This is a genomic window from Paraburkholderia sp. Cy-641 (assembly GCF_011752945.1).
Taxonomy (GTDB): Bacteria; Pseudomonadota; Gammaproteobacteria; order Burkholderiales; family Burkholderiaceae; genus Paraburkholderia.
Genome location: NZ_VWWM01000082.1, coordinates 1 through 26,509, shown reverse-complemented (window position 1 = coordinate 26,509; position 26,509 = coordinate 1). Strand labels below are relative to the sequence as shown.

Genomic DNA, 26,509 nt, shown 5'->3' with positions numbered 1-26,509 from the left:
GGTTTGCCGCGTGCATCGGGGCGCGTGCCGGCGTCGCGCGTCGGCCGTGCCGATCTGGCCGTCCGCATGCTGGCGGGCGCGCTGTTGACGCTCGCGGTGACCACGCTGTCGGCCTCGATGGGCGCGGCGTGGAGCGGGGTGTTGTCGGTGTTTCCGCTGCTCGGCAGCGTGCTCGCGGTGTCGGCGCAGCGCGAGCACGGCGCGGACTTCGTCGCGCGGCTGACGCGCGGCATGGTGATCGGGCGCGGCTCGTTCGCGGCGTTCTTCGCCGTGACCGCGACGATGCTGCCGCAATACGGCGTGGCGGCGAGCTTCGCGTGCGCGGCGGTGGTATCGGTCGTCGTGCAGGGCTTGACGCGGCGCATGCTCGCCGCACCGCGCAGCGAGCGCGCGGCGCGCGAAGTGGCCGCCGGGCCACGGGCGGAGTGAGGCACGCCGGGCGATGCACGATTACCTGACTTCTTCCGGCGTCCCGCCATCGGTGAATGCGCAGCTTCGGCCTCGCCAGATCGGCTTGCAGGACCGCCATGCGGGCGATCGGCGCGCCGGCACGGCGGGCAGCGCCTCGCGTGCGGACGAGGTGCGCTCCGTGCGCTCTTTCCCCCGCGCGAGCCGCATCGGGCTCATCTCCGACACGCACAATCTCGTGCGCCCCGAAGCTTTGCGCTACCTCGAAGGCTGCGACGCGATCGTGCACGCGGGCGACATCTGCAACCCGGACGTGCTCGATGCGCTCGCACGGATCGCGCCGGTCACGGCGGTGCGCGGCAACAACGATACCGGCGACTGGGCCGCTTCGTTGCCGACGCACGCGCGGCTGATCGTGCAGCAGGTGACGATTCTCGTCGTGCACGATATCGCCGACCTCGGTTGCGCGCCGCGCGACGAAGGCATCGCCGTGGTCGTGAGCGGCCATTCGCACAAACCGTCGATCGGCGAGCGCGACGGCGTGCTGTTCGTCAATCCCGGCAGCGCGGGGCCACGACGTTTCAGGCTGCCGGTGTGCGCGGGCATGCTGCTTATCGACGGCGAGCAGGTCAGCGCGACGTTCGATGCGCTGCTGACGTAAAAAAAGCGGGCCGGTGAAGGTCACCGGCCCGCTTTCGTCTGGCGGGAACTGCTTTCTGGGGGGGCGGAGCACTCGCTCACGCATCGCCGGGCTGAACGCGGGCAGTTGCGCCTGCGCGATGGCCACGCACTCGATTACCGAGGTTGGCGATTTGACCATGGAGTCGGCGCGCGGCTGCATGTGGTGCACGCATGTGATGTACTCACGCCGGCGGGTAATCGCAGATCAATTGCGTGGCGGCGAACAGCTTCGCTTGTGCGTGCGGTCCGTATTCAACAGCACCGCGCATCCGCTCATGAATCGATCGGCATGTAGCTGTAGCGCGCGTGGCTTACTCCCGAGTCACACCATCAGGCACGCGCCGCCGCCGCATACCGCTCGTCCATCTCCTCGGCTTCGCGCTCGCCGCGCAGCACCGCGTGGGCTTCGGCGCGCGTCGCGACGCTCGGACCTGAGCCGGGCAGCGGCTTGCGCGCAGTTTCGCGCAGCGCGAGCACCGACACGATGCCGATCAGCGATGCGCCCATCAGGTAGTACGCGGGCATCATCAGATTGCCGGTCCGCTCGACGAGCCATGCGGTCATGAGCGGCGTGGTGCCGCCGAACAGCGATACCGAAATGTTGAAGCCGATCGCGAGCGCGCCGTAGCGGATCTTCGTCGGGAACAGCGCCGGCAGCGCCGACGGCATCACACCCGTGAAGCACGACAGCAGCATGCCGAGCATCATCAGGCCGGCGAATACCGGCAGCACCGTGCCCATGCGGATCAGCAGCAGCGCCGGCACCGACAGCGCGAACAGGCCCACGCAGCCGAACAGCATGACCGGCTTGCGGCCGACCGTGTCGGACAGGCGGCCGGCGGCAAGCGTCATCGGCATCATCAGAACCATCACGAGCAGCACGAGGAACAGGCCGTGCGTTTCGTTGAAGTTCAGCGTCGCCGACAGATAGCTCGGCAGATACGACAGCGCCATGTAGTCGGTCACGTTGAAGATCAGCACGAGGCCGACGCACAGCAGCAGCGGCTTCCATTGCTGCGCGAGCAACTGGCTGAACGACTGCTTCGGCAGCGCGCGGTCTTCGGCTTCGCGTTGCTCGGCCTGCTTCTTGAACGCGGGCGTTTCCTCGAGCTTCATGCGGATATAGAGGCCGACCAGGCCGAGCGGGCCGGCGATCAGGAACGGCACGCGCCAGCCCCACGAGAGCAGCGCATCGCTCGGCAGCGCCGCGCTCAGCAGTGCGACCGTGCCCGCACCGAGCACGTAGCCGATCAGCGTGCCGAATTCGAGGAAGCTGCCCATGAAGCCGCGGCGCTTGTCGGTCGAGAATTCGGCGATGAAGGTCGCCGCGCCGCCGTATTCGCCGCCGGTCGAGAAGCCCTGCACGAGACGCGCGACGAGCAGCAGCACTGGCGCCAGAATGCCGATCGTCGCGTAGTCGGGAATCAGGCCGATCGCGAACGTGCCGGCCGCCATCAGGATCATCGTCATCGCTAGCACGCGCTGACGGCCGATGCGGTCGCCGAGCGGACCGAACACCATGCCGCCGACCGGGCGCACGAGGAACGCCGCGGCGAACGTGCCGAACGTGGCGATCAGCTGCGCGGACGGGCTCGACGACGGAAAGAACACCTTGCCGAGCGTGACGGCGATGTAGCTGTACACGCCGAAATCGAACCATTCCATCGCGTTGCCGAGCGCCATCGCGCCGACGGCCCGTTTGAGGAGTGAGTGGTCGACGACGGTGATGTCGTCGAGGGAGAGGCGTTGTTCTTTTTTGTGATGTCGCCAGAAGCCGTTGCTGGAAGCGGTCAAGGTGATAACTCCACTGACTGCGACGAAACTCGGGATGCGTTCCGCCACGGTTGCTGGAAGTGCAATTTCGCGAGCAAGGCGGTGACCTCCGCGGCGGCGGTTATCCGGTGGCGGAAGAGGCGGCGAACCAAAGCAAACGCCCATGCCCCGCGACTATGTCGCGAAAAAACACTCGTCTAGATTATGCTGACTGTTGCACCTGCGTGGCCGTGGAAGGGGGGCAGATGCATGACGGACGCCGGGTTGGCCGGAAGCTGACCCATGCGCCACTGAAGGCTTGAAACGAAAAAGGCCGATCTTGAATTTGCCGCTTGCGCGGGGAAACGACCGACGAGCCTTCTTGTTTAAAAACAGCTCGATTCAGGATGCCGCACGCGCGGAAAAAGCGTGGCGAACCAACTTGAAAAGAGCGCGAATGAAGGTGAATTGCTGTTGAAACGAAGCACATGATAGCACGATCGCAGAGGATCGTGCAAACCGGGTCTCCCCGCGAGAGCCGGTTGGATGGCGCCATCCCTTGCTGGGCGGGGGATTGGGCGGGGTCGGAACAGTCGTAAAAAACGGACTGTTTAGAACATTGGCGGGCCATGCCGGCGACAGGCCGACCACAGGCCAACGAGGTGAGGACGAAAAGAGGGCGAAAAGAGGGCGAAAAGAGGGCGAAAAAAATCCGCGCTCGCGGCGCGGATTTTCTGTGTCGATACCGCTCTGTGGACCGGCGTGGGTATGGGCCGGTTAGGTGACGGCGCGCGCCGATCCTCGCGCCGCCAACCAAACCGGTCCGGAAGCGGCAGACTTACGCCGAGGGCGGCACGTAACCCGAAGCCGTATCCGCGCCTTCGCCGAAGAAGAACTTTTCGGTCTGCTTCATCAGATACTGGCGCGCGCGCGGATCGGCCATGTTCAGACGGTTTTCGTTGATCAGCATGGTCTGCTGCTTCAACCAGCCTTGCCAGGCTTCCTTCGAGATGCTTTCGTAGATCCGCTTGCCGAGTTCGCCCGGCAGAGGCGGGAAATCGAGGCCTTCGGCTTCCTTGCCGAGCTTCGTGCATTGAACCATACGAGTCATGCTGTGATTCTCCTGTAATCGTGTTGGGGCGGGCAGACGCCTGTCGGGAGCGGCGGGGGCCGGTCAGTGGGCTAGTGGGCCGTAGGCCTGTAAGCCGCTCAAAGCTGCTTCATCAGCACGAGCGACTTGCGCTGCCAGTTGTAGAGCCGGCGCCGGTCTTCGGGCAGGTCGTCGACCGTGGCCTTGACGAAGCCGCGCTTGAGGAACCAGTGCTCGGTGCGCGTAGTGAGCACGAAAATGCGCGTGAGGCCGCGTGCCCGCGCGCGCTGCTCGATGCGCTTCAACAGACGCTCGCCGTCGCCCGTGCCTTGCGCCTCGGGGGCGACCGTCAGGCACGCCATTTCGCCGATGCGCTCCTGCGAATACGGATACAGCGCCGCGCAGCCGAACAGCACGCCATCGTGCTCGATCACCGAGAAATGGTCGATGTCGCGCTCGATCTGGTGACGGCCGCGCCGTACCAGCGTGCCGTCCGCTTCGAGCGGCTCGATCAGCGAGAGAATGCCGCCGACGTCATCCGGCGTCGCTTCGCGCAGGCTTTCGAGGTTCTCGTACGAGATCATCGTGCCGACGCCGTCGTGCAGGAACAGTTCGAGCAGCAGGCTGCCGTCGAGCGCGTACGGGATGATGTGCGCGCGCGGCACGCCGCCGCGGCAGGCGCGGATCGAATGCTTGAGGTAGAAACCCGCGTCGCCGGTGACTTCGCCGCTTTCGTGCAGCTTGTAGGCGTCGTCGAGCGAGAGTTCGTGGATCAGTTCGGGGCTTTCCTCGCCGGCGCCCATGAGGCCCGGCGTTTCGGTCAGGAAGACGATCTTGTCGGCGCGCAGCGCGATCGCGGCGGCCGAGGCCACGTCTTCCATCGACAGATTGAATGCCTCGCCCGTTGGCGAGAAACCGAGCGGCGAGAGCAGCACGAGCTTGCGGCTCGCGAGCGAGTGGCGGATCGAATCCGCGTCGATCTTGCGCACGAGGCCCGTGTGCTGGAAGTCGACGCCGTCGAGAATGCCGACCGGCCGCGCCGTCACGAAGTTGCCCGACACCACGCTGATGTGCGCGTGCGCCATCGGCGTATTCGGCAAGCCCTGGCTGATCGCGGCCTCGATGTCGAGGCGCACTTCGCCGGCCGCTTCCTTCGCGGATTCGAGCGCATGCGCGTCGGTGATGCGCATGCCGTGCGAAAACTCGGACTCGACGCCGTGCAGACTCATCTGCTCTTCGACCTGCGGACGCGAACCGTGCACGAGCACGATCTGGATGCCCATTGCCTGCAACAGCGCGATGTCGGACACGAGCGCATTCAGGAGTCCCTGATGCACCACTTCGCCGCCGAAACCGACAACGAACGTCTTGTTGCGGAACGCGTGGATATAAGGCGCGACGGAACGCATCCAGTCGACGAATTGCGCGTGCTGGGCGAGGGTTTCCGGCGAGTCGGCGGGGGCCGGACCGTTCGCGGGCGCGGGGACGAGGTCGGTTTGGGAATTCATGCCGGGGATTATAATGCGCCCCCATGTCAAATGTACCCAAAAGCCCCGCTGCGGCGAACGAGAATCCGGCGCCGTCCGCCGCTCAGACGAACCCCGGCGACGCGCCGCGCGCCCCTGCGCGGGAAACGCAGTCCGATGCATCGCAGGCGGCGCGCGAATTGCGTCGAGGGGGCGAGGCGCAGCGATCGTCTGCGTCGCTTTCCGAGCAGTTGTCCGGGCTGAAAGGCAGTTTGTCGGCGGCGCGCGAAATGCGCCGCGACGAGGGCGGTGGCGAGGTGAAACAGGGCGATGAGGGGAAGCGGGGGAAGGTTGCGCCGGCTGCCGCTGCTGTTCCGGCTGCGGGCGCCGAGCGGGATCGGCGCGGCGGGGCGCGTGAGTCCCGGCACGGCCATGCGCCGGTGCCGAGCGGTGAGTCGCGTCGCGCGTCGGATATGTCTGCGCAGAAATTGTCGTCTTCGGTGGGCGCTGCCGAAAGCGGCGGCGGACGCGATGAGGGGCGCGGCGACGGGCGGCGGGAGTCGCATCGGCCGCATGCGGAAGGTGAAGCGCGCGGAACAGGTGGGACGGGCGGACATCGCGCGACCGGTGAGGCGCGTGAGCAGCGTGAGCCACGTGAACCGCGCGGGCAACGCCAGGGCGGCGACATGCGTGAGCCGGGGCGGTCACGTGAAGCCGGCGGTGCGACCGACCCTCGTGGGGCCGATGAAGCACGTGAGTCGCGTGAAATACGTGGAACGCAGGGGCAGCGCCCTGGCGATTTGCGCGAGCCGGATCGGTCGCGTGAAGCCAGCGGTACAAACGAACCTCGCACAGGTGACCCACGCGAACCCCGCGCTCCGCGCCCTTCACGCGTCGTCGAGCCGAACCCGATTCCGCCGATCACGTTCCCCGAAGCGCTGCCGGTCTCCGGCCGTCGCGACGAAATCGCGCGGGCCATTGCACAGAATCAGGTTGTGATCGTCTCGGGCGAAACCGGCTCGGGCAAGACCACGCAGCTGCCGAAAATCTGCCTCGCGCTCGGCCGCGGCCTCGGCGCGGGCGGCACGGGTCTGATCGGCCATACGCAGCCGCGCCGGATCGCCGCGTCGGCGACGGGCCGCCGCATCGCCGAAGAACTCGGCACGCCGTTCGGCGAAGTGGTCGGCTACAAGGTGCGCTTCAACGACAACCTCGCGCCGGGCGCGTCGGTCAAGCTGATGACCGACGGTATCCTGCTCGCCGAAACGCAGACCGATCCGCTGCTCAAGGCGTACGACACGCTGATTATCGACGAGGCGCACGAGCGCAGCCTGAACATCGATTTCCTGCTCGGCTACCTGAAGGAAATTCTCGCGAAGCGCCCCGACCTGAAGCTGATCGTGACCTCGGCGACGATCGACGCCGACCGCTTCGCGCGCCATTTCGGCAGCGAGGACCGACCCGCGCCCGTGATCGAGGTGAGCGGGCGTCTCTATCCGGTCGAGGTGCGCTACCGGCCGATCGTCGAGGACAGCCCGGCGGTGAAGGCGGCGCAGGGTACGGCGTCATCGTCTGGACAGTCCGGGCCGTCCGGGCGCGAGCGGCCGAAAACCCAGCGCGAGACCGCCCGCGATCTGATGGAAGCGATCGTCGACGCCGTCGACGAACTGTGCCGCGAAGGCCCCGGCGACGTGCTCGTCTTCCTGCCCGGCGAGCGCGAGATTCGCGACGCGGCCGAGGCATTGCGCAAGCATCATCCGCCGCATACGGAAATTCTGCCGCTGTTCGCGCGGCTGTCGGCGGCCGAGCAGGAGCGCGTGTTCCGCACCTCGAACGCGCGCCGCATCGTGCTCGCGACCAACGTCGCCGAAACCTCGCTGACGGTGCCGGGCATCCGCTACGTGGTCGACACCGGGCTCGCGCGCGTGAAGCGCTACTCGTATCGCAACAAGGTCGAGCAGTTGCAGGTCGAGTCGATTTCGCAGGCCGCCGCGAACCAGCGCGCCGGGCGTTGCGGCCGCGTGGCCGACGGCATCTGCATTCGCCTGTACGAGGAAAGCGACTTCCAGGGCCGCGTGCGCTTCACCGATCCGGAAATTCTGCGCTCGTCGCTCGCCTCGGTGATTCTGCGCATGAAGTCGCTGCATCTGACGGCGATCGAAACCTTCCCGTTTATCGAGCCGCCGCCGGGCCGCGCGATTTCCGACGGCTACCAGCTGCTCAACGAACTCGGCGCCGTCGACGACGACAACCGCCTCACGCCGCTCGGCCGCGAACTCGCGCGCCTGCCGCTCGATCCGCGCGTCGGCCGCATGATTCTGGCCGCGCGCGACCAGCAGGCGCTGAAGGAAGTGCTGATCATCGCGAGCGCGTTGTCCGTGCAGGACCCGCGCGACCGGCCGATCGAGGCGCAGGAGCAGGCCGACCAGGCGCATCGCCGCTTTGCCGACGAGCGTTCCGAGTTTCTGCAATGGCTGAGAATCTGGAACTGGTTCGAGGAAGCGATCGCGCACAAGAAGTCGAACCGGCAGTTGCAGGACGAGTGCCGCAAGAACTTTCTGTCGCAGTTGCGCTTGCGCGAATGGCGCGACGTTCACTCGCAATTGCTGACTGTGGTGCGCGAGCACGGCTGGCGCCTGAACGACGCCGAAGCGACCTTCGAGCAGATCCATCTCGCGCTCTTGACCGGCCTGCTCGGCAATATCGGTCTCAAGGCCGACGACGAGCCGTACTATCTCGGCGCGCGCAGCATCAAGTTCTACCTGTGGCCCGGCTCGGCGCTCGTGAAAAAGGCCGGCAAGTGGGTGATGGCCGCCGAGCTCGTCGAGACGAGCCGCCTGTACGCGCGCTGTATCGCGAAGATCGAGCCCGAGTGGGTCGAGAAGGTCGGCGCGCACCTGCTCAGGAAATCGCTCTCCGAGCCGCACTGGGAAAAGCGCGCGGCGCAGGTGTCCGCGTTCGAGCGCGCGATGCTGTACGGGCTGCCGATCTATCACCGGCGGCGCGTGAGCTTCGGCAAGCAGGACCCGGCGCGCGCGCGCGAGCTGTTTATTCGCGGCGCGCTCGTCGAAGGCGAGTTCGAGACGAAGCTCGCGTTCTTCGCGCACAACCGCAAGCTGCTCGCCGACATCGAACAGCTCGAACACAAGTCGCGCCGCCAGGACGTGCTGGTCGACGACGAGCTGATTTTCGCGTTCTACGATCAGGCGCTGCCGGACGGCATTTACACCGGCGCGTCGTTCGAGCGCTGGTGTCGCGACGAGGTCAAACAGAGCGGCCAGCCGGAGGACAAGCTGCGCCTGCTGTACCTGTCGCGCGATGATCTGATGCGGCACGAAGCGGCCGGCGTCACGACCGACCTGTTCCCGAAGCGGCTGACGATGGCTGGCATCGAGATGGCGCTCACCTATCACTTCGAGCCGGGCACGCCGCGCGACGGCGTGACGCTCGCGGTGCCGCTCTTTGCGCTGAATCAGGTCGACGCGCGCCGCTGCGAATGGCTCGTGCCGGGCATGCTCAAGGAGAAAGCGCAACTGTTGCTGAAGTCGTTGCCGCAGAAGCTGCGGCGTCATTGCGTGCCGCTGCCCGAATACGCGGCCGGTTTCGCCGACCGGCACGGCGCGCAGCGTTTCGGCGCGGGCGGTCTGCTCGAAGCGCTGATCGCCGACGTGCGCGAGCAGACCCAGGTCGCGATGAAGCAGTCCGACTTCAAACTCGAGACGCTGCCCGCGCATCTGTTCATGAACTTCAAGGTCGTCGACGAGCACGGGCGGCAGCTCGCGATGGGCCGCAATCTCTCGCAACTGCGCGCCGAACTCGGCGGCCAGGCGCAGCAGCATTTCCAGAAGCTCGTGTCGAGCGCGGCGGGCGCGGCGTTGGCCGATGCCGGCGGCGGCGGTGTGGCACCGCCCGCGCAAGCCGTCGATTCGAACGCGGGCGGCACGCCACGCGGCAAGGGGGCGGCCGCGGTTCCGCAGACCGCGCCGCAGGAGAGTGCGGCGGGCACGGCGCTGTATGAAAAACTGACGACGTGGAATTTCGGCAAGCTCCCCGAACTGCTGGAAATTCGCCGTGGCGGTCAGACGCTGTTCGGCTATCCGGCGCTCGTCGATCGCGGCACGCATTGCGACGTCGAGGTGTTCGATTCGCCTGAAGAAGCAGCACGGATTCATCGCGCGGGATTGCGCCGGCTGTTCGCGCTGCAACTGAAGGAGCCGATCAAGTACCTGGAGAAAAACCTGCCGGGGCTGCGCGAGATGGCGATGCAGTTCATGCCGCGCGGCACGCAGGAGGAATTGCGCGATCAACTGATCGACACCGCGCTCGACCGCGCTTGCCTGCAAGACCCGCTGCCTGACGACGACGCGAGTTTCCACACGCGCCGCGACGAAGGCCGCAGCCGCCTCACGCTGCTCGCGCAGGAAATCTCGCGGCTCGTCGGGCAGATTCTCGGCGAATACGCGAGCTTGACGAAGAAGCTGCTGCAAGCGAAGCCGTTCGCGGCCGCCTATGCCGATTTGCAGAGCCAGCTCGATGCGCTGGTTGGCAAGCGTTTTGTGGTCGATACGCCGTATGCGCAGCTTGCGCATTTCCCGCGCTACCTGAAGGGGATGGCGCTGCGCATCGACAAGCTGCGCGCGGACCAGACACGCGACGCCCGGCAATTCGCCGAATTCCAGCCGCTGCTGCAGCACTACCAGCGCGCGGTGTCGCAGCGCGGCGGTGTGCTGGACCCGCGTCTCGCCGAATTCCGCTGGCTGCTCGAGGAGTTGCGGATCTCGCTGTTTGCACAGGAGCTGCGCACGCCGATGCCGGTTTCGGTCAAGCGCCTGTACAAGGTCTGGGAGTCGATGCAGCGGTGAGGGCAGGGCGTGGCGCATGTGGTGGCATGCCGGACGCTGTCTGGGAGCGTCGCGCGCGATTCACGCTGTGCGAGTGAATCGCCGCGCGCAACGACTAGCGCGTGACGCTTGTGGGAGCGATGTCACGCGCTGGCCGTGCCGTCATTGCGTGCCTGGGTGCCGCTATGACCACTCGCTGTCTGCGCGGCTGTGATAACCGGGGCGGTCGATTATCCCGACGCACCCCGCTCGAAGCCCTAAGCCATTCCTGCTACCAGTGCATCCCCGCACCGATCGAGGCACCGAGTTGGCCACGCGAGTCCGCGCTGCCCTGGACCTTGTAGACCCATTTGCCGGTATTCGATAGCTGCGACACACCGAGCGCCACCGCCGACTGCCCGCCGTAAGTGCCGCCCGCCACGGCAACCATGCCGCGTCCCGGCAAGACCGCTTGTGGCAAGCCGGCCATCGCGAGGGCGGTTGCCGTGCCGCCGTATCCGTCGCGGCGTGCCGAGCGGATCTGGTCGTCGGTGTAATGGTTGGCCTGGCTGACCGCGCCGCCCATGCCTTGCTGCAGTTGATTGACGTTGACCGCGTCGGTGCCTTGCACGCCGGCCGCGACGTTGGCGATCGTACGCTCCTGGCCTGCCGCGCCGACCGACACTGTGTTCGCCCGATCCGCAACCGAGCCTTGGCCAAGCGCCACCGAGTTGTCGGCGCTCGCGTTCGCGGCCGCGCCAAGCGCGGTGGCCTGGTTGCCGCCGGCGACGGCGTTTGCGCCGATGGCGGTTGCGTTCGCCGCGGTCGCCTGCGCGTTGGCGCCGACTGCGACCGCGTGCGTGCCCGACGCCACCGCGGCTTCGCTATTGCGGTCGCCGTCCGCGCTGAAAAGCGGGTTGGCCGAGTCGGCCACCGCGTTGCTGATCGCACCGCTGAGCGCCGAGTTCAACTGACCGAGGTTGACCGCGTCGGACGCCAGCACGCCGTCGGCGACGTTGTGAATCACGGTGCCGCTTGCCGGGTCGCCGCCGAGCGTGACGCTGTTGCGGTTGGCGCTGCCGTCGGCGTTCGTGTCGTACATGACTGCTCCGTCGAGCTTCGCGGCCGTCGCCGCGCTCTGGTCGCTCACCGCCTTCAACTGGGCGACGTTGACCGCGTCGGTGTCGGCGGTACCGGCGGCCACGTTCGTGATCTGGCGCTCGTTGCCCGCGGAGCCGACCGACACCGCGCCCGCGCGATCCGCAACCGACCCCTGGCCGAGCGCGACGGAGTTCGGGGCCAGCGCACTCGCGTTATAGCCGAGCGACACCGCATTGGTGGCCGTTGCGCTGGCCCCGTAGCCGAGGGCGATCGCACCGGCGCCGTTCGCGACGGAATACGCACCGAGCGCGGTTGCGTCGGCACCGAAGGCCGACGAGGACGCACCGACCGCGGTCGCGTTCGTCGCGCTGGCCGTGGCTTGCGCGCCGAGCGCCGTCGTGGCGGTGCCGTTCGCACTGGCGCTCGCGCCGAAGGCTGCCGCGTCGGCGCCCGTTGCGTTCGCGTTGCTGCCGGCCGCCAGCGCGTGCGTGCCGTCGGCGACGGCGTCGTCGGAGCCGTCCGCGGGATCGTCGGCCTTGAAGTAATGCTGGCTGCTGCTTTGTGCCAGCGCATCGACCTTGCCGTCGACCGCGCTCAACTGGCTGACGTTGACGGCGTCCGTGGGCGCCGCGCCTGCCGCGACATTCGTCAGGCGGCGCTCGTTGCCGGCCGAGCCGAGCGAGACTTCGCCGGTTGCGACGGGCGCCGCAATCGCTGTCGCGCCGGTTCCCGCCGGCGCATAGGCGCTTTGGGACAGGTCCGCGGTGGTGCTCGAATTTGCGCCCAGTGCGACGCTGTTGTCGGCGCTTGCGTTCGCGTTGTAACCGAGCGCAATGGCATTGCTGCCCGAGGCCACGGAGCCCGGGCCGATCGCGCTCGCATTGCCGCCGCTTGCCTGTGCGGCCGCGCCGAGTGCGACGCCGCTCACACCGCTGACGGCGGCATGAGCGCCGATCGCAATGCTGGAGTCCGCGCTGGCCGAGGCGAGGAGTCCGGCTGCGAACGCGTTGTTGCCGTTCGCCGTTGCCGCGTATCCGAGCGCGGTGGAGCCGAAGCCCGCTGTGTTGGCAAAGGCGCCGAATGCGGAGGTGGCGTCGCCCGCCGCCGTCGCGGCCGAACCGGCCGCGATCGAATCGATACCGAGCGCGGTGGCGTTGATGCCCACGGCGGTGGAACGGTCCGCCTCAGCGCTTGCGTTCATGCCGACGGCGCTGGAACTGTCGCCTTGCGCGACGCTGCCCTGGCCCAGGGCAAGACTGGCCTGGCCTTGCGCATTGGCGGACAAGCCGAGCGCCGTCGCGCCGTTGCTCTGCGCGCTGGCCTGCCGTCCGACCGCGACTGCGGCGTCGCCGTTCGCATTGGCCGCGTCGCCGATGGCGACCGCGAAATTGCCCGTGGCGCTGGCGGTGTCGGATTGAACCGTATTGATGGCGGCCGCCGCGTCTGCGGCGTAGAGCGCCGCCGCGGCCACTGCGATACCGGCCGCGCCCTGCAGGGCCCGCGCGGTGGTTTTTCTGCGCGTCGACAGACGGTTTCCGGTGAAGGGGGCGGCCTGCGGATCGGTCTTCAAAGCGGCTTCCAAAGCGGCCGGCGCCGGGTGCGACGCGGTACGGCAAATCACTACCAGGTTTTTACTCGTCAATGCAACCTCTACGTTATGGTTTGGCGCGCGGCACGCGAATCAATCGGGCGCGACCGGTCCGCTCGGTCCGTTCGGCCCGTTTGATGGCTCCGGTCAATCCCGACAACAGGCAAGGCGGAAGCGCACGGTGCCTGACAAGGTGCTTCAGGCCCGTCCGTCTGCGCTTGCGTGCGGGTGTGCCCGAGCCCCCGCGTCACGCGCCTGGGTTGATGGGGTAAGCGTCTGGAAGAGCACCGGCGCGAACGCCGGTGCCCGTGCGCTGAGAAGAAGTGTCCGGTCTCGCAGGGGCGCCTGGATATCAGAGGATTCCGAAATGCACGCAAGCCGTCGCGACGCATCGCGCCCTTCATTTTCACGGCGTCTCGTGGCGACCTGAGTCAACCGCTCGGCCCGGCAAACGTTCTACAATGACGGTTGTTCTCCGAAGCGAGTTTTCATGCGTAATTTTTTTCTTCCCGGCTTGACAGCAACGTTTGCCGCGGGCGCGGCGCTGGTCGCCGCAGCAGGCTTTTTTTCTCCGGCGGCCCACGCCAATAACGTGATCGTGCTCAATTCCGGCGAAGCCACGCTGAGCCTGATCGACGAGAACAGCCACCAGGTCGTCGGCACCGTGCCGACCGGCAAGGAACCGCACCACCTGATGGTCACGCCGGACAATTCTTCGCTGATCGTCGCCAATTCGGTGTCGAACAACCTGATGTTCGTCGATCCGAAGTCGGGCCAGGTGCAGCGCTGGGTCGAAAACATCGAAGACCCGTATCAGATCGGCTTTTCGCCCGACCACAAGTGGCTCGTCACGACCGGCCTGCGGCTCGACCGCCTCGACATCTATCACTACGACAGCCAGAAGAACCAGATGACGCTGGCGTCGCGCCTGCCGCTCGCGGTCATGCCGAGCCACATGGCGTTCACGAACGACAGCAGGACGGTGTTCGTCACGCTGCAGGTCTCGGGCGAGCTCGCTGCGATCGACCTGGCCACGCAAACCGTGAAATGGAAGATGAAGGTCGGCAAGGTGCCGGCGGGCCTGTGGATGACGCCGGGCGAGAAATACCTGCTCGTCGGCATGACCGGCGAGGACTACGTGGCGGTGGTCGACTGGCGCAACCAGAAGGTCGTGAAGACGATCCACACGGGCAAGGGCGCGCACAACTTCCGCTCGCTCGACGACGGCCGGCACGTTGCGGTGTCGAACCGCGTCGCCAGCACGATCAGCATCATCGACGAAGACACGCTCACCAATGTCGGCGACATCACCGGTCTGATGCCGGGGCCGGACGACATGGAACTTTCGGCCGACAAACGCTATCTGTGGGTTACGTTCCGCTTTGCGAAGCACGTCGGCATCATCGACCTGAACACGCGCAAGCTGATCCAGACCATCGCGGTCGGCCGCTCGCCGCACGGCATCTACTTCTTCAATCGCGCGCCGGTCACCGCGCCGAATGGAGCCTGAGGGAGCCCGCGCGGCGGCGTGACCGGATGCGGCAACCTCACGAAGCAACCAGGCCAGCACCATGTTCCATCTGATTTTCTCTTCGCTCGACAGCTTCGTCTCGGCCGTGCAAACCTGGCTGTACGTCGACGTGGTGCAGCCGCTGCTGTACCGCTTCGACCTGATGGACTACGACGAAGACACGTACGACAGCCTGTACTGGGTCATCGTCGGCGTGTTCGAGGTGCTGGCGATGTACGCGCTCCTGCGGCCGCTCGAGGCGCTGCGCCCGGTCGAGCGGTGGGACAACCGCAAGGCGGTGCGCGTCGACGTGCTCTACACGTGGATCGCCAAGCTCGGCATTCTCAACCTGTTCTTTTTCTTCGCGCTGCAGCCGTTCTTCGACAACGTGCAGGGCTGGCTGCGCATGCGCGGCATCGCGAACGTCAATTTCGACAATCTGTGGCCCGGCGTGACCACGCAGCCGCTCGTCACGTTCGTGATGTATCTGCTCGTGCTCGACTTCGCCGGCTACTGGTATCACCGCTGGCAGCACCGCATCGGCGTGTGGTGGGAACTGCACGCGGTGCATCACAGCCAGCGGCAGATGTCGCTGTGGGCCGACGACCGCAACCATCTGCTCGACGATCTGCTGCAGGCCTCGTTCTTCGCGGTGATCGCGCTCGTGATCGGCGTGCCGCCGTCGCAGTTCGTCGTGCTCGTCGCGATCACGAATCTCGCACAGAGCGTGCAGCACGCGAACATCCGCCTGTATTTCGGCTGGCTCGGCGAGCGGCTGCTGGTCAGCCCGACGTTTCATCGCCGCCATCATGCGATCGGCTACGGTCACGAAGGGCTCCAGTACGGCTGCAACTTCGGCGTGCTGTTTCCGTGGTGGGACATGCTGTTCGGCAGCGCCTCGTGGAATCGCGAGATGGAGCCGACCGGCATCCGCGACCAGCTCGAAGGCCGCCGTTACGGCGAGGGTTTCTGGGCGCAGCACTGGCTTGCCTTCGTGCGCATTGCGCGACGGCTCGCGCCGAAGCGCCGCGCGCCCGGCAACGACGCCGCCGCGGTTTGAGTTCGCCCGCGTTGGACCGCCGGCGCGGCCCGATCCGCCTGAACCCACCCGACGCCTGTCCGGGCACGCTTACTCGCACCGCCGGCTTCTCCCGGCGGTGCGTCCTGCTGGTTTATCCTGTCCACGTTCGCGCGCACGCGCCGGCTTCCCGGTATGTCGGGTCGGCGCCGGCGCGATTTCTCTTTCACCGTTTCGTTCGCAGGCACCGGTTCGCATGAATGATCTGTTGCGCTCGTTCGGGCGCGCGCTCGCCAGCGCGTTCCATCCGCGCATGCTCTGGCTGACCTTCAAACCGTTCATTGTCGCGACGGTCAGTTGGGGCGTGGCCCTGTGGTTTTTCTGGCAGACGCTCACGGGCGCGACCCGTACGTGGCTCGACGACTGGTCTTTCACCGCGACGCTTTACCATCTGTTCGACTGGCTCGGCTTTTCGACCCTGCATGCGGTGATCGCACCGTTCATCGTGATCGCGGTGGCGATTCCGCTGATCGTCGTCACGGTGCTGCTGCTGATCGCGATGCTGTCGATGCCGGCCGCGATCCGCTTTCTCGCGGACCGCCAGTTCGCCGGGCTCGAAATGCGGCGCGGCGGAACGTGGTACGGTAGCCTCGGCCAGGCGTTGTGGGCCACGCTCGTGTGTCTCGTGCTGCTGATCGTCACGCTGCCGCTGTGGCTCGTGCCGCCGTTCTTCGCGCTGATTCCGCCGCTCCTGTGGGGCTGGCTGACTTATCGTGTCATGAGCTACGACGCGCTGGCCCTGCACGCGACACCTGAGGAGCGGCGCGAACTCGTGCGGCGCCATCGGCTGCCGCTGCTGCTGATCGGCGTCGCGAGCGGTCTGCTCGGCTCGCTGCCGACGCTGCTGTGGGCGTCGTCGGTCTGGCTGATCGTGCTGTTCCCGGTGATCACCGCGGTGACGATCTGGATTTACGCGTTCATCCTCGTGTTCTCGGCGCTGTGGTTCGGCTACTACTGCCTGCGCGCGCTGCAGCGCATGCGGGCGGAAGAGCATGGCGGCGTGCGCCGGAGCGCGCCGGTTCCCTATTGATCCAACAAGAAGAGGCCGCAATGGCATTTGGCGTTATCATCATTGGCGATGAAATCCTCTCGGGCAGGCGTGTCGACAAGCATCTGCCGAAGGTCATCGAATTGCTCGGCGCGCGCGGGCTGTCGCTCGGCTGGGCCGAGTACGTCGGCGACGACCCCGAGCGCATCACGGCGACGCTGCGGCGCACGTTCGACTCGGGCGACATCGTTTTCTCGACCGGCGGCATCGGCGCGACGCCTGACGATCACACGCGCCAATGCGCGGCGGCCGCGCTCGGCGTGCCGCTCGAACTGCATCCGGACGCCGCGCGGCTGATCCAGGAGCGCATCCGCGACATGTATCCGGCGAACTCGCCGGCGCCGCTCGATCTGAACACGCCCGAAAACCGGCATCGCCTGAACATGGGCACGTTTGCGCAGGGCGCCGAGATCATTCCGAACGGCTACAACAAGATTCCGGGCTTTTCGATCCGCCAGCATTATTTCGTGCCGGGCTTTCCGGTGATGGCCTGGCCGATGATCGAATGGGTGCTCGATACGCAGTACGCACACCTGCATCACGCCATGCCGCATGCGGAGAAGTCGCTGCTCGTGTTCGAGTTGCCGGAGTCGCGCCTCACGCCGCTGATGGAGAAAATCGAAGGCGATTTTCCGGGCGTGCGCGTGTTCAGCCTGCCGAGCGTCGGCGACGCGGAGCGCGGCGGCGTCTATGCGCGGCATCACATCGATCTCGGCGTGAAGGGCGAGCCGGAAGCGGTGGCCGCGGCGTTCGTGAAGCTGCGCGAAGGCGTGCATCTGCTCGGCGGCGATATCGTCGAGCCCGAGGTGGCGGCCGCGACGGCGAAGCCGGGCAAGTGACCGGCGGGCGAGTAGTGGGCTGAGGGTGGGCCGAATCGCGGCGGCTGAACTCTCCGCCATCACTCGCGCTGCGGCTGCGATGTGATGGCGAGCAGTTCAACCCGTGCCCCGGGGCATTCGACAAGACGCATATCGGGCCGCTCGCGAATCATTGGCCTGTCACATTGAACCTCGACCATGTGCAGGCTCGGCGCGCGGCTTCCCGCGGCGCCCGGGACTTCAGGCGGCGAGCGGCCGGCCGCCCTCGCGCCGTGTCAGGCCACGGGTTCACCGCAGCCGAAGCGCGGCCCGTCAGCTTCCAGAGCGCGGGCCTTCAGGCGCCGATCCACGGCAACCCGCGAAAACACCAGCCCGACACCGTCTTCCGATGCCCTTGGCCGTCCTTGTCGCCTTCGAAACCTTCCAGCAGGTCGTACGCCTTGGTGAAGCCGGCCTGGGTCGCGGCGATCGCGGCGAGCTTCGAGCGCGCGGCGCTGCGGCACAGGAACAGCACCGGCGTATCGGGCGATGCCACCTGCGCGAGTTGCTGCATGAATTCCTGATTGGGCACCGCGCCCGGATAACGCGTCCATTCGACATGCGCGTATTGCCCATCGCCGATAACCGGCCGGCCGACCCAGTCGAGTTCGGCACGCGTGCGCACGTCGACGAGACGCGTGCGCGGATCGAGTTGCAGCAACTCGAACGCCTCGGCGGGCGATACCGCGCCCGCGTAAGGCAGTTGATTCCCGGTGCGGCGGGCGTCCGCCTGCGCGTACAGCTGTTCGAGCGTGCTCATGAGCGTCAATCTCCTTCGGACCAAATGATCATTCTAGCGCGCGGTGCATATCGCGCAGGTGTGCGGGGCGCCGGCGGCGCTCGACCACCCGGACAACTGCCGTGGCGTCACGAATGCGCGAAAATGGTGCATTTTCTATGGAATGCACCAAAATGAAGTAATGAGTCGTTGCCAAACCGATGAATGCACGTAACTGGTGCATTCAAGTTTTACTGGATGGCGCGGCGGCCCGGCGCGGGCTGTGTCCGCCGCCGGCAAACGCAGATGCAGCAAGGCTGTGCGCCAGATCGGACGGCCTGGTTCGCAAACATGGCACAGAAGCTGCTTTATTGGTGCCGATCGATTCGCCCCGCAGATTTTTCGGGTTTTCACCGTGTCCGAGCCTCTTTCGGGTGGACGCGCCGGGGTGGGTCAGCTAGATTGGGCGGCGGCTGAATCCGCCGAATTCGTTAATCAGGAGATAGGTTATGAGTAAATCCGTGGCCGACGTCATGCAACTCGTCAAGGACGAGGACGTCAAGTTTGTCGACTTCCGTTTCACCGACACGCGCGGCAAGGAACAGCACGTTTCGGTGCCGGTGTCGGCATTCGAAGAAGACAAGTTCGAAAGCGGCCATGCGTTTGACGGTTCGTCGATTGCCGGCTGGAAGGGCATCGAGGCATCGGACATGCTGTTGATCCCGGACGCGAACGCGGCCTTCATCGACCCGTTCTTCGAAGAATCGACCCTCGTGCTGACCTGCGACGTCGTCGAACCGGCCGACGGCAAGGGCTACGAGCGCGACCCGCGCTCGCTCGCGAAGCGCGCCGAAGCGTACCTGAAGAGCTCGGGCCTCGGCGACACGGCCTTCTTCGGTCCGGAACCGGAATTCTTCATTTTCGACTCGGTCCAGTGGAACACGGATCAGTCGGGCTGCTTCGTCAAGATCGGTTCGGAAGAAGCACCGTGGTCGTCGGCGAAGGAATTCGAAGGCGGCAACACCGGCCACCGTCCGGGCACGAAGGGCGGCTACTTCCCGGTCGCGCCGGTCGACACGTTCCAGGACATCCGCTCGGAAATGTGCCTGCTGCTCGAACAGATCGGCATTCCGGTCGAAGTGCACCACCACGAAGTGGCGGGCCAGGGCCAGAACGAAATCGGCACCAAGTTCTCGACGCTCGTGCAGCGCGCCGACTGGCTGCAGCAGATGAAGTACATCATCCACAACGTCGCGCACACGTACGGCAAGACGGCGACGTTCATGCCGAAGCCGATCGTCGGCGATAACGGTTCGGGCATGCACGTTCACCAGTCGATCTGGAAGGACGGCCAGAATCTGTTCGCGGGCAACGGCTATGCCGGCCTGTCGGAATTCGCGCTGTTCTACATCGGCGGCATCATCAAGCACGCTCGCGCGCTGAACGCGATCACGAACCCGGGTACGAACTCGTACAAGCGTCTCGTGCCGCACTTCGAAGCGCCGGTCAAGCTTGCTTACTCGGCTCGCAACCGTTCGGCATCGATCCGTATTCCGCACGTGTCGAACCCGAAGGGCCGCCGTATCGAAACGCGCTTCCCGGACCCGCTGGCGAATCCGTACCTGTGCTTCTCCGCGCTGATGATGGCGGGTCTCGACGGCGTGCAGAACAAGATTCACCCGGGCGAAGCCGCCGACAAGAACCTGTACGACCTGCCGCCGGAAGAGGATGCCAAGATCCCGACCGTGTGCGCCGGCCTCGACCAGGCGCTCGACGCGCTCGACGCGGACCGCGAGTTCCTGACGCGCGGTGGCGTGTTCACGGATTCGATGCTCGACGCGTACATCGAACTGAAGACGGGCGAGCTGCAACGCTATCGTCAGTCGGTGCATCCGATCGAATTCGAAATGTACTACTCGCTGTAAGCGGTCATGGCGCTTCGCCCGTCACCCGGCGAAGCGCTTTGCCCGACGCTCGCGATCGGTCACGAAGGGACGGCGGCGCCGTCCCTTTTTCGTTAGGGCGCGGGCGGAACAAAGGCGGGCAGCCCCGCAAGGGCAAGCCGAAGCCATCCCCCGACCTCTCACGCTCTCCTACCGGCCGGACTGCAAGATGGTTCTCAAGAATCTGATCAAGGCAAGGAAAGGACACGAACAGACGCTGTCGGACGATCCGCAGCTCGTGAGTTCCGGATTGCTGCCGGGCTTCGAGGCGCTGCCGACCGTCGTGCTGGTGCTCGACAAGCGCACGCTGCGCGTCGCGTTCGCGAATCCGTCGGCGGAGTCGATGCTCGAAATGTCGCGCCGGCAACTGACGCAGATGGCGTGGCCCGACATCTTCTCGAACGCGGACGAACTGGTCGCGACGATCACCGCGATCGCCGCGCACCGTTTTCACGCGACGCATCTCGATGCCGTGCTCGAACGACCGGGCCACGAGCCGCTGCACGTGCATGCGATCGTCGGCTTTCTGGAAAGCGCGCAGGACTACGTGCTGCTCGAGCTGTTCGAGAACGAGCGGCATCTGCGCACCGACCGCGAGGAGCGCATCAACGACCTCACGGCCGTCAACAAGCAACTGATCCGCAATCTCGCGCACGAGATCAAGAATCCGCTCGGCGGCATCCGCGGCGCCGCGCAACTGCTCGAATTCGAACTCGGCGAGCGGCAGCGCGACGAATTGCGCGAGTACACCCAGGTCATCATCAAGGAGTCGGACCGGCTGCAGACGCTCGTCGACCGCTTGCTGGAGCCGCACCGGCATCCGCATATCGTCGGCGACGTGAACATTCACGAGGTGTGCGAGCGCGTGCGCCAGGTGATTCTCGCGGAGTTTCCGCGCGGCCTCACGATCGCGCGCGATTACGACGTCAGCGTGCCGGATTTGCGCGGCGACAAGGAGCAGTTGATCCAGGCGCTGCTGAACATCGTGCGCAACGCGGCCGAGGCATTGCGCGAGCGCATCTCGCAGGGCGATGCGCGCATCGAGCTGCGCACGCGCATCGCGCGCAAGGTCACGATCTCGAAGCGCCTGTGCAAACTGGCACTGGACTTGCATATCGTCGACAACGGCCCCGGCATTCCCGAAGAGATTCGCGACCGCATTTTCTATCCGCTCGTGTCGGGGCGCGAGGACGGCAGCGGTCTCGGTCTCACGCTCGCGCAGACCTTCGTGCAGCAGCACGACGGCCTGATCGAAGTGGATAGCCGGCCGGGCCATACCGAGTTTCAGATTCTGCTGCCGCTCGACTGCTGATGCAGATACTCCATGCATTTCAAGACTTCTGACCGACCTATATGAAGCCGATCTGGATAGTAGACGACGATCAATCGATTCGCTGGGTGCTCGAAAAAGCGCTCGCCCGCGAAAACTTCGCGACGCGCAGTTTCGCGAACGTGCGCGAAGCGTCGGCCGCGCTCGATCACGACAGCCCGCAGGTGCTGGTCTCCGACATCCGCATGCCGGGCGGCTCGGGGCTCGAATTGCTGCAAACCGTGCGCGACAAGGTGCCGGGCTTGCCCGTCATCATCATGACCGCGTTCTCGGACCTCGATAGCGCGGTCGCCGCATTTCAGGGCGGCGCGTTCGAATATCTCGCCAAGCCGTTCGACATCGACAAGGCGGTCGAGCTGATTCGCCGCGCGGTCGACGAAAGCATGCGCGGCGAGCAGACGTGGGACGAGCGCGTCGCCGAAGCGCCCGAGATGCTCGGCCAGGCGCCCGCGATGCAGGACATGTTTCGCGCGATCGGCCGTCTGTCGCATTCGGCGGCGACCGTGCTCATTACTGGCGAATCGGGCACCGGGAAGGAACTGGTTGCGCGCGCGTTGCACCGGCATAGCCCACGCGCGAACGGTCCCTTCATCGCGCTGAATACGGCCGCGATTCCGAAGGATCTGCTGGAGTCCGAACTGTTCGGCCACGAGCGCGGCGCGTTCACGGGCGCGCAGGCGATGCGCCAGGGGCGCTTCGAGCAGGCCGAGAACGGCACGCTGTTTCTCGACGAAATCGGCGACATGCCGTTCGATCTGCAGACGCGTTTGTTGCGCGTGCTGTCGGACGGGCAGTTCTATCGCGTGGGCGGCCATAATCCGCTGCGCTCGAATGTGCGCGTGATCGCGGCGACGCATCAGAACCTCGAAGCGCGCGTGCGTCAGGGGCTGTTTCGCGAGGACCTGTACCATCGGCTCAATGTGATTCGTTTGCGCTTGCCGGCCTTGCGCGAGCGCAGCGAGGACATTCCGCTGCTCACGCGGCACTTCCTGCAGAAGAGCGCGCGCGATCTCGGCGTCGAGCCGAAGCGGGTCTCGGATGAAGCGCTCGCGTATCTTGCGTCACTGCCGTTTCCGGGCAACGTGCGGCAACTCGAAAATCTCGCGAACTGGCTCACGGTGATGGCGCCCGCGCAGACGATCGAGATCAAGGATCTGCCGCCCGATCTTGGTCCCGTGCAGGTTGCGGCAGGCGATGCCGCCGGCGCGAGCGCGGCCGCTGCGATGGATGGTGCCGCTGTTGCGCCAGGTGCCGGATTCGCGGGCGGGGCGCCGCTCGCTGGTGCGAACCCCAGTGCCGTGCATCCGCTCGGCGCTGCGGGTGTGGCGGTGGCGGCTGCGTTGAGCGCGTGGGAAGGCGGCTTGCGTACCGAAGTCGCGCGCATGCTGCGCGAAAACGCGGCGGACGTGATGGACGAACTCGCGCGCCGCTTCGAAGCCGCGGTGATTCGCGAGGCGCTCGACTTCACGCGCGGCCGCAAGGTCGAGGCGGCCGAACGTTTGGGGATCGGCCGCAATACGATTACGCGCAAGATTCAGGAGCTGAATCTCGAGCCTTGAGCGCGCGTCGAGTGCACATCGGGCGCTCATTGAGTGCTCATTGGGCGTTCAATTAGGCAATGACGCATGGCAGACGAAGGCGGCGCGAGCCGCCTTCGTCGTTTTGGGGAGAGCTTTCGGCAAATCGGCCGCACGCTCTCCCAAGGCATAATCGACGCTGTTTCCATTCGACAGCCGACGATGCCTGCTTCTTCCGCTTCCTTCCAGTGGCCGCTTTCCCCCGATCCTTTCCTGTCGCTCGAAGCGCTCGACGACCCTGATGCGCTCGGGTGGGTCGAAGCGCAGAATGCGCGTACGCGCGCCGCGTGGTGCAGCGGCAAGCCGTTCGACACGCTGCGGCAGCGCCTTGCCGACGCGTATCTGCCGCGCGAGCGCCCGGTGATTCCCGATCGCTGGCGAGAGTGGGCCTACGATCTGTGGCAGGACGAGCGCAATCCGCGCGGTATCTGGCGACGCACCGCATGGTCGGCGTGGCGCAGCGGCGCGCCGGTGTGGCAGAACCTGCTCGACTTCGACGCGCTCGGCGCCGCCGAAAAAACGCCGTGGGTCTGCGTCGACCTCGACATCCTTTATCCCGACGGCGACCGCGCGCTGATCACGATGTCGCCGGGCGGCTCGGATGCGCTCGTCGTGCGCGAGTTCGACATCGAGGCGCGATGCTTTGTCGACGCGGGCTTCGCGATTGCGAAGGCGGGCAAGCACACGGCATCGTGGATCGATCGCGATACGCTTTACGTCGGCTGGGACAACGGCCGCAAGACGCTGACGCGCTCGGGTTATCCGCGCGAGGTGCGGCGCTGGACGCGCGGCACCGCGCTGGCCGATGCGCCCGTGGTGTTTCGCGGCGAGTTCGGCGATATCGGCGTGGAAGCGCATTACGATCCGCTCGAAGGTCGCCACACGGTGACGAGCAGCGTCGATTTCTTCGATTCGCACACCTACTACCTCGACGGCGCAACCGATGCATGGCATCGCTATGACGTGCCCGCGCACGTTGCGGTGGGCGCGTGGCAAGGCTGGCTGCTGCTCGAACCACGGCTCGACTGGGCGTGTGGTGGGGCAGGCAAGGGTGCGCACTATCCGGGCGGTGCGCTGCTCGCGATTCGCGAGGACGCGTTTTTGCGCGGCGAGCGCGAGGTGACGCCGCTGTTCGTGCCGACGCCGTTGACCTCGGCCTGCGAGTGGTCGCATACGCGCCATCATCTGATCGTGTCCTATCTCGACGACGTGCGCGGCAAGACGCTGATCTGGACGCCAACGCCAACGTCGACCTCAGGCAACGACCGGACATGGCATTGGCGCGAGCGCGTATTCGAGTCGCACGGCGATGCGCAGGTCGACGTGTCGCCGGTCGAAGCGACGCTCAACGACGAAGTATTCGTCGATACCGACGACTATCTGCAACCGCCGGCCTATTGGCTCATCGACCTCGCGCGCGACGAGCCTGGCGATCCTGGCGAATGGGAATTGCTCGACCGCTGGCCGACGCAGTTCGACGCAACGCATTGCACGGTGACGCTCGGGCATGCGGTGTCGGCCGACGGCACGCGTGTGCCCTACACGGTGATCGCGCCGAAGCAGGACGAAGCACGCCCGATTGCCCGTCCTTGTCTGCTGAGCGGTTATGGCGGCTTCGCGATTCCGTTGCTGCCGAGCTATCTGACCGGGCAGGGCATCGGTTGGCTCGAATGCGGCGGCGTGTACGTGGTCGCTCATATTCGCGGCGGCGGCGAGTTCGGCACGCGCTGGCATATGGCGGCGCAAGGAGAGCATCGGCAGCGCGCGTTCGACGATTTCATCGCGGTCGCGAAGGCGCTGATCGACACCGGCGTAACGAGCGCCGCGCAACTCGGCATTCAGGGCGGCAGCAACGGCGGCCTGCTGGTGGCCGCCTGCATGGTGCAGCGGCCCGAGCTGTTCGGCGCCGTCGTGTGCGAGGTGCCGTTGCTCGATATGAGCCGCTATCACCTGCTGCATGCGGGCGCGTCATGGATCGACGAATACGGCGACCCGGACGAACCCGGCGAAGCGCGCGTACTGGCCGCGTACTCGCCATATCACAACGTCGCGGCGGGCGTTGCCTATCCGCCCGTGCTGTTCACGACCTCGACCGCCGACGATCGCGTGCATCCCGGCCACGCGCGCAAGATGGCCGCGCGCATGCAGGCGCTCGGCGTGGACAACGTGTGGTATCGCGAGAATACGGAGGGCGGCCACGGCGGCTCCGATGAACTGGAGCAGGCCGGGCACGATGCGATGGTGTTCGGGTTTTTGTGGGGCGTGTTGGGTGGCGAGGCAGTCGCTGATGCGGATATCGAGGGCAGGTAGTGCTGGGGTCGCGGCCGAGGTGAGTGGGGTAGGGGTAAAGCAGGAAGCGTAAGGCAGTGAGGCATGATCCGGCGCTGCCTCGCTGCGTTCAATGCTTGTCGCTCACCCTCAACCCAGCTGCGCGAAAACCGGCGCGTGATCCGAAGGCTGCTCCCATTTGCGCGGCACCTTGTCGACGTCGCAGGCGGTGCAGGTATCGGCGAGCGCTTTCGACAGCAGGATGTGGTCGATGCGCAGTCCCGCATTGCGGCGGAACGCCATCATCCGGTAGTCCCACCACGAATAGATTTTTTCCGGCTGCTCGAACTGACGGAATGCATCGAACAGACCGAGGCCGATCAACTGCACGAATGCCGCGCGTTCTTCGGGCGACACGAGATTCTGGCCTTCCCATGCCTTCGGATCGTGCACGTCGCGATCGTCGGGCGCAATGTTGTAGTCGCCCAGCAGAGCGAGCTTCGGATGCGTGCTTATCTCGGTCGCGAGCCACGCGTGCAGTGCGTCGAGCCAGCGCAGTTTGTAGGCGAATTTTTCGGTGCCCGGCGCCTGGCCGTTCGGGAAGTATGCGGAGATGATGCGTACGCCTTCGATGGTCGCCGCAATCACGCGTTGCTGCGGGTCCTCGAAACCGGGGATATTGCGCACGATGCTGCTTTCGTCGACGTGCAAGCCTTCGCGCACCAGAATGCCGACACCGTTATAGGTTTTCTGCCCCGCGTACCAGCTGCGGTAGCCGACTGCCTCGAGTTCGGCGCGCGGGAATTTGTCGTCGGTGAGTTTCAGTTCCTGCAGGCACAGCACGTCGACGCCGCTGCTCGCGAGCCAGTCGATCACGTGTTGCTGGCGGACTTTGAGGGAATTGACGTTCCAGGTGGCGATTTTCATGACGGCCTCGTATTCCAGTAGTCCCGCATCTTATCGTGCGCGGGCGGGCGCTGTGGAGAGGGCCGCCGGTGTGTCCGCCGATGTCGCTCGCGGGTGTAGTCGCCGGCGTCTTGCCGCGCGTGCGGGGTGTCGGGCGATTCGGGAGAGCGCCGCGCGCGGACCAAGGCGCGTCGATGCTAAATATCCTTTGTGAACATTTGACGTTTTGTGAATGCCCCGATATAATCTTTTCTTCGACGGACGCGGGGTGGAGCAGTCTGGCAGCTCGTCGGGCTCATAACCCGAAGGTCGTAGGTTCAAATCCTACCCCCGCAACCAGTCAAATCAAAGGGTTACAGCATTTTTGC

At 66.0% G+C, this 26,509-nt stretch carries 16 protein-coding genes, 1 tRNA gene and 1 pseudogene; 12 read left to right on the top strand and 6 right to left on the bottom strand.

Going from position 1 to position 26,509, the window contains the following annotated elements; translation table 11 throughout:
• Positions 1-429: pseudogene (locus tag F3J20_RS29390) on the top strand (hypothetical protein); the annotation flags it as partial.
• A 151-nt stretch (positions 430-580) separates the two neighbouring features.
• Positions 581-1,069 (top strand): metallophosphoesterase family protein, encoded by a 489-nt coding sequence (locus F3J20_RS29385; protein WP_345889945.1) that lies wholly within the window; start codon positions 581-583, stop codon positions 1,067-1,069.
• A gap of 350 nt (positions 1,070-1,419) precedes the next feature.
• On the opposite strand, the gene proP is transcribed toward F3J20_RS29385, so the two are convergent.
• From proP to argA, 3 genes are all read right to left on the bottom strand, one after another.
• Positions 1,420-2,883 (bottom strand): glycine betaine/L-proline transporter ProP, encoded by a 1,464-nt coding sequence (gene proP / locus F3J20_RS29380; protein WP_167043303.1) that lies wholly within the window; start codon positions 2,881-2,883, stop codon positions 1,420-1,422.
• A 796-nt stretch (positions 2,884-3,679) separates the two neighbouring features.
• Positions 3,680-3,952 carry an oxidative damage protection protein gene (locus tag F3J20_RS29375; protein ID WP_167043301.1) on the bottom strand — a complete coding sequence of 91 codons (273 nt, stop codon included), beginning with the start codon at positions 3,950-3,952 and terminating at the stop codon, positions 3,680-3,682.
• Between the two features lie 98 nt (positions 3,953-4,050).
• Positions 4,051-5,439, bottom strand: coding sequence for an amino-acid N-acetyltransferase (gene argA / locus F3J20_RS29370; RefSeq protein WP_167043299.1), 1,389 nt, complete (start codon positions 5,437-5,439; stop codon positions 4,051-4,053).
• A gap of 23 nt (positions 5,440-5,462) precedes the next feature.
• Between argA and hrpA the strand changes: the two genes are divergently transcribed.
• On the top strand, positions 5,463-10,259 hold the full coding sequence (gene hrpA / locus F3J20_RS29365; RefSeq protein WP_167285605.1) for an ATP-dependent RNA helicase HrpA: 4,797 nt from the start codon (positions 5,463-5,465) through the stop codon (positions 10,257-10,259).
• 250 nt (positions 10,260-10,509) lie between these two features.
• Here the strand turns inward: hrpA and F3J20_RS29360 are convergent, their stop codons facing one another.
• The gene (locus F3J20_RS29360) at positions 10,510-12,888 is read right to left on the bottom strand and encodes a YadA family autotransporter adhesin (RefSeq protein ID WP_240162951.1); all 2,379 of its coding nucleotides are present in this window, start codon (positions 12,886-12,888) and stop codon (positions 10,510-10,512) included.
• A gap of 508 nt (positions 12,889-13,396) precedes the next feature.
• Between F3J20_RS29360 and F3J20_RS29355 the strand changes: the two genes are divergently transcribed.
• The 4 genes from F3J20_RS29355 to F3J20_RS29340 all read left to right on the top strand — a co-directional run bounded on the left by F3J20_RS29355 (position 13,397) and on the right by F3J20_RS29340 (position 17,381).
• Entirely contained in the window at positions 13,397-14,416 is a 1,020-nt protein-coding gene (locus F3J20_RS29355) for a beta-propeller fold lactonase family protein (RefSeq protein ID WP_167043293.1), read from the top strand.
• 61 nt (positions 14,417-14,477) lie between these two features.
• Positions 14,478-15,476 carry a sterol desaturase family protein gene (locus F3J20_RS29350; RefSeq protein ID WP_167043291.1) on the top strand — a complete coding sequence of 333 codons (999 nt, stop codon included), beginning with the start codon at positions 14,478-14,480 and terminating at the stop codon, positions 15,474-15,476.
• Between the two features lie 214 nt (positions 15,477-15,690).
• Positions 15,691-16,524 carry an EI24 domain-containing protein gene (locus F3J20_RS29345; protein ID WP_167285603.1) on the top strand — a complete coding sequence of 278 codons (834 nt, stop codon included), beginning with the start codon at positions 15,691-15,693 and terminating at the stop codon, positions 16,522-16,524.
• A 20-nt stretch (positions 16,525-16,544) separates the two neighbouring features.
• Positions 16,545-17,381 (top strand): molybdopterin-binding protein, encoded by an 837-nt coding sequence (locus F3J20_RS29340; protein WP_167043287.1) that lies wholly within the window; start codon positions 16,545-16,547, stop codon positions 17,379-17,381.
• A 313-nt stretch (positions 17,382-17,694) separates the two neighbouring features.
• On the opposite strand, the gene F3J20_RS29335 is transcribed toward F3J20_RS29340, so the two are convergent.
• Entirely contained in the window at positions 17,695-18,159 is a 465-nt protein-coding gene (locus tag F3J20_RS29335; RefSeq protein WP_167043286.1) for a rhodanese-like domain-containing protein, read from the bottom strand.
• Between the two features lie 467 nt (positions 18,160-18,626).
• On the opposite strand from F3J20_RS29335, the gene glnA reads away from it, so the two are divergent.
• The 4 genes from glnA to F3J20_RS29315 all read left to right on the top strand — a co-directional run bounded on the left by glnA (position 18,627) and on the right by F3J20_RS29315 (position 25,277).
• Positions 18,627-20,042, top strand: a complete 1,416-nt coding sequence (gene glnA / locus F3J20_RS29330) for a type I glutamate--ammonia ligase (RefSeq protein WP_167285602.1) — start codon at positions 18,627-18,629, stop codon at positions 20,040-20,042.
• 187 nt (positions 20,043-20,229) lie between these two features.
• Positions 20,230-21,372 carry a nitrogen regulation protein NR(II) gene (gene glnL, locus F3J20_RS29325; protein WP_167043282.1) on the top strand — a complete coding sequence of 381 codons (1,143 nt, stop codon included), beginning with the start codon at positions 20,230-20,232 and terminating at the stop codon, positions 21,370-21,372.
• A 41-nt stretch (positions 21,373-21,413) separates the two neighbouring features.
• Positions 21,414-22,949, top strand: a complete 1,536-nt coding sequence (gene ntrC / locus F3J20_RS29320) for a nitrogen regulation protein NR(I) (protein WP_167285601.1) — start codon at positions 21,414-21,416, stop codon at positions 22,947-22,949.
• 180 nt (positions 22,950-23,129) lie between these two features.
• Positions 23,130-25,277 carry a prolyl oligopeptidase family serine peptidase gene (locus tag F3J20_RS29315; protein ID WP_167285600.1) on the top strand — a complete coding sequence of 716 codons (2,148 nt, stop codon included), beginning with the start codon at positions 23,130-23,132 and terminating at the stop codon, positions 25,275-25,277.
• A 108-nt stretch (positions 25,278-25,385) separates the two neighbouring features.
• On the opposite strand, the gene xth is transcribed toward F3J20_RS29315, so the two are convergent.
• The gene (xth, locus tag F3J20_RS29310; protein ID WP_167043276.1) at positions 25,386-26,162 is read right to left on the bottom strand and encodes an exodeoxyribonuclease III; all 777 of its coding nucleotides are present in this window, start codon (positions 26,160-26,162) and stop codon (positions 25,386-25,388) included.
• A gap of 241 nt (positions 26,163-26,403) precedes the next feature.
• On the opposite strand from xth, the gene F3J20_RS29305 reads away from it, so the two are divergent.
• A tRNA-Met gene (locus F3J20_RS29305) sits at positions 26,404-26,480 on the top strand.
• The last annotated feature ends 29 nt before the right edge of the window (positions 26,481-26,509 follow it).

What these genes read in the sequence shown, in the direction of transcription:
- F3J20_RS29375 (WP_167043301.1), bottom strand. Translation starts at nt 3,952, where the DNA reads ATGACTCGTATGGTTCAATGCACGAAGCTCGGCAAGGAAGCCGAAGGC.
- argA (WP_167043299.1), bottom strand. Translation starts at nt 5,439, where the DNA reads ATGAATTCCCAAACCGACCTCGTCCCCGCGCCCGCGAACGGTCCGGCC.
- hrpA (WP_167285605.1), top strand. Translation starts at nt 5,463, where the DNA reads ATGTCAAATGTACCCAAAAGCCCCGCTGCGGCGAACGAGAATCCGGCG.
- F3J20_RS29355 (WP_167043293.1), top strand. Translation starts at nt 13,397, where the DNA reads ATGCGTAATTTTTTTCTTCCCGGCTTGACAGCAACGTTTGCCGCGGGC.
- F3J20_RS29350 (WP_167043291.1), top strand. Translation starts at nt 14,478, where the DNA reads ATGTTCCATCTGATTTTCTCTTCGCTCGACAGCTTCGTCTCGGCCGTG.
- F3J20_RS29345 (WP_167285603.1), top strand. Translation starts at nt 15,691, where the DNA reads ATGAATGATCTGTTGCGCTCGTTCGGGCGCGCGCTCGCCAGCGCGTTC.
- F3J20_RS29340 (WP_167043287.1), top strand. Translation starts at nt 16,545, where the DNA reads ATGGCATTTGGCGTTATCATCATTGGCGATGAAATCCTCTCGGGCAGG.
- F3J20_RS29335 (WP_167043286.1), bottom strand. Translation starts at nt 18,159, where the DNA reads ATGAGCACGCTCGAACAGCTGTACGCGCAGGCGGACGCCCGCCGCACC.
- glnA (WP_167285602.1), top strand. Translation starts at nt 18,627, where the DNA reads ATGAGTAAATCCGTGGCCGACGTCATGCAACTCGTCAAGGACGAGGAC.
- glnL (WP_167043282.1), top strand. Translation starts at nt 20,230, where the DNA reads ATGGTTCTCAAGAATCTGATCAAGGCAAGGAAAGGACACGAACAGACG.
- ntrC (WP_167285601.1), top strand. Translation starts at nt 21,414, where the DNA reads ATGAAGCCGATCTGGATAGTAGACGACGATCAATCGATTCGCTGGGTG.
- F3J20_RS29315 (WP_167285600.1), top strand. Translation starts at nt 23,130, where the DNA reads ATGCCTGCTTCTTCCGCTTCCTTCCAGTGGCCGCTTTCCCCCGATCCT.
- xth (WP_167043276.1), bottom strand. Translation starts at nt 26,162, where the DNA reads ATGAAAATCGCCACCTGGAACGTCAATTCCCTCAAAGTCCGCCAGCAA.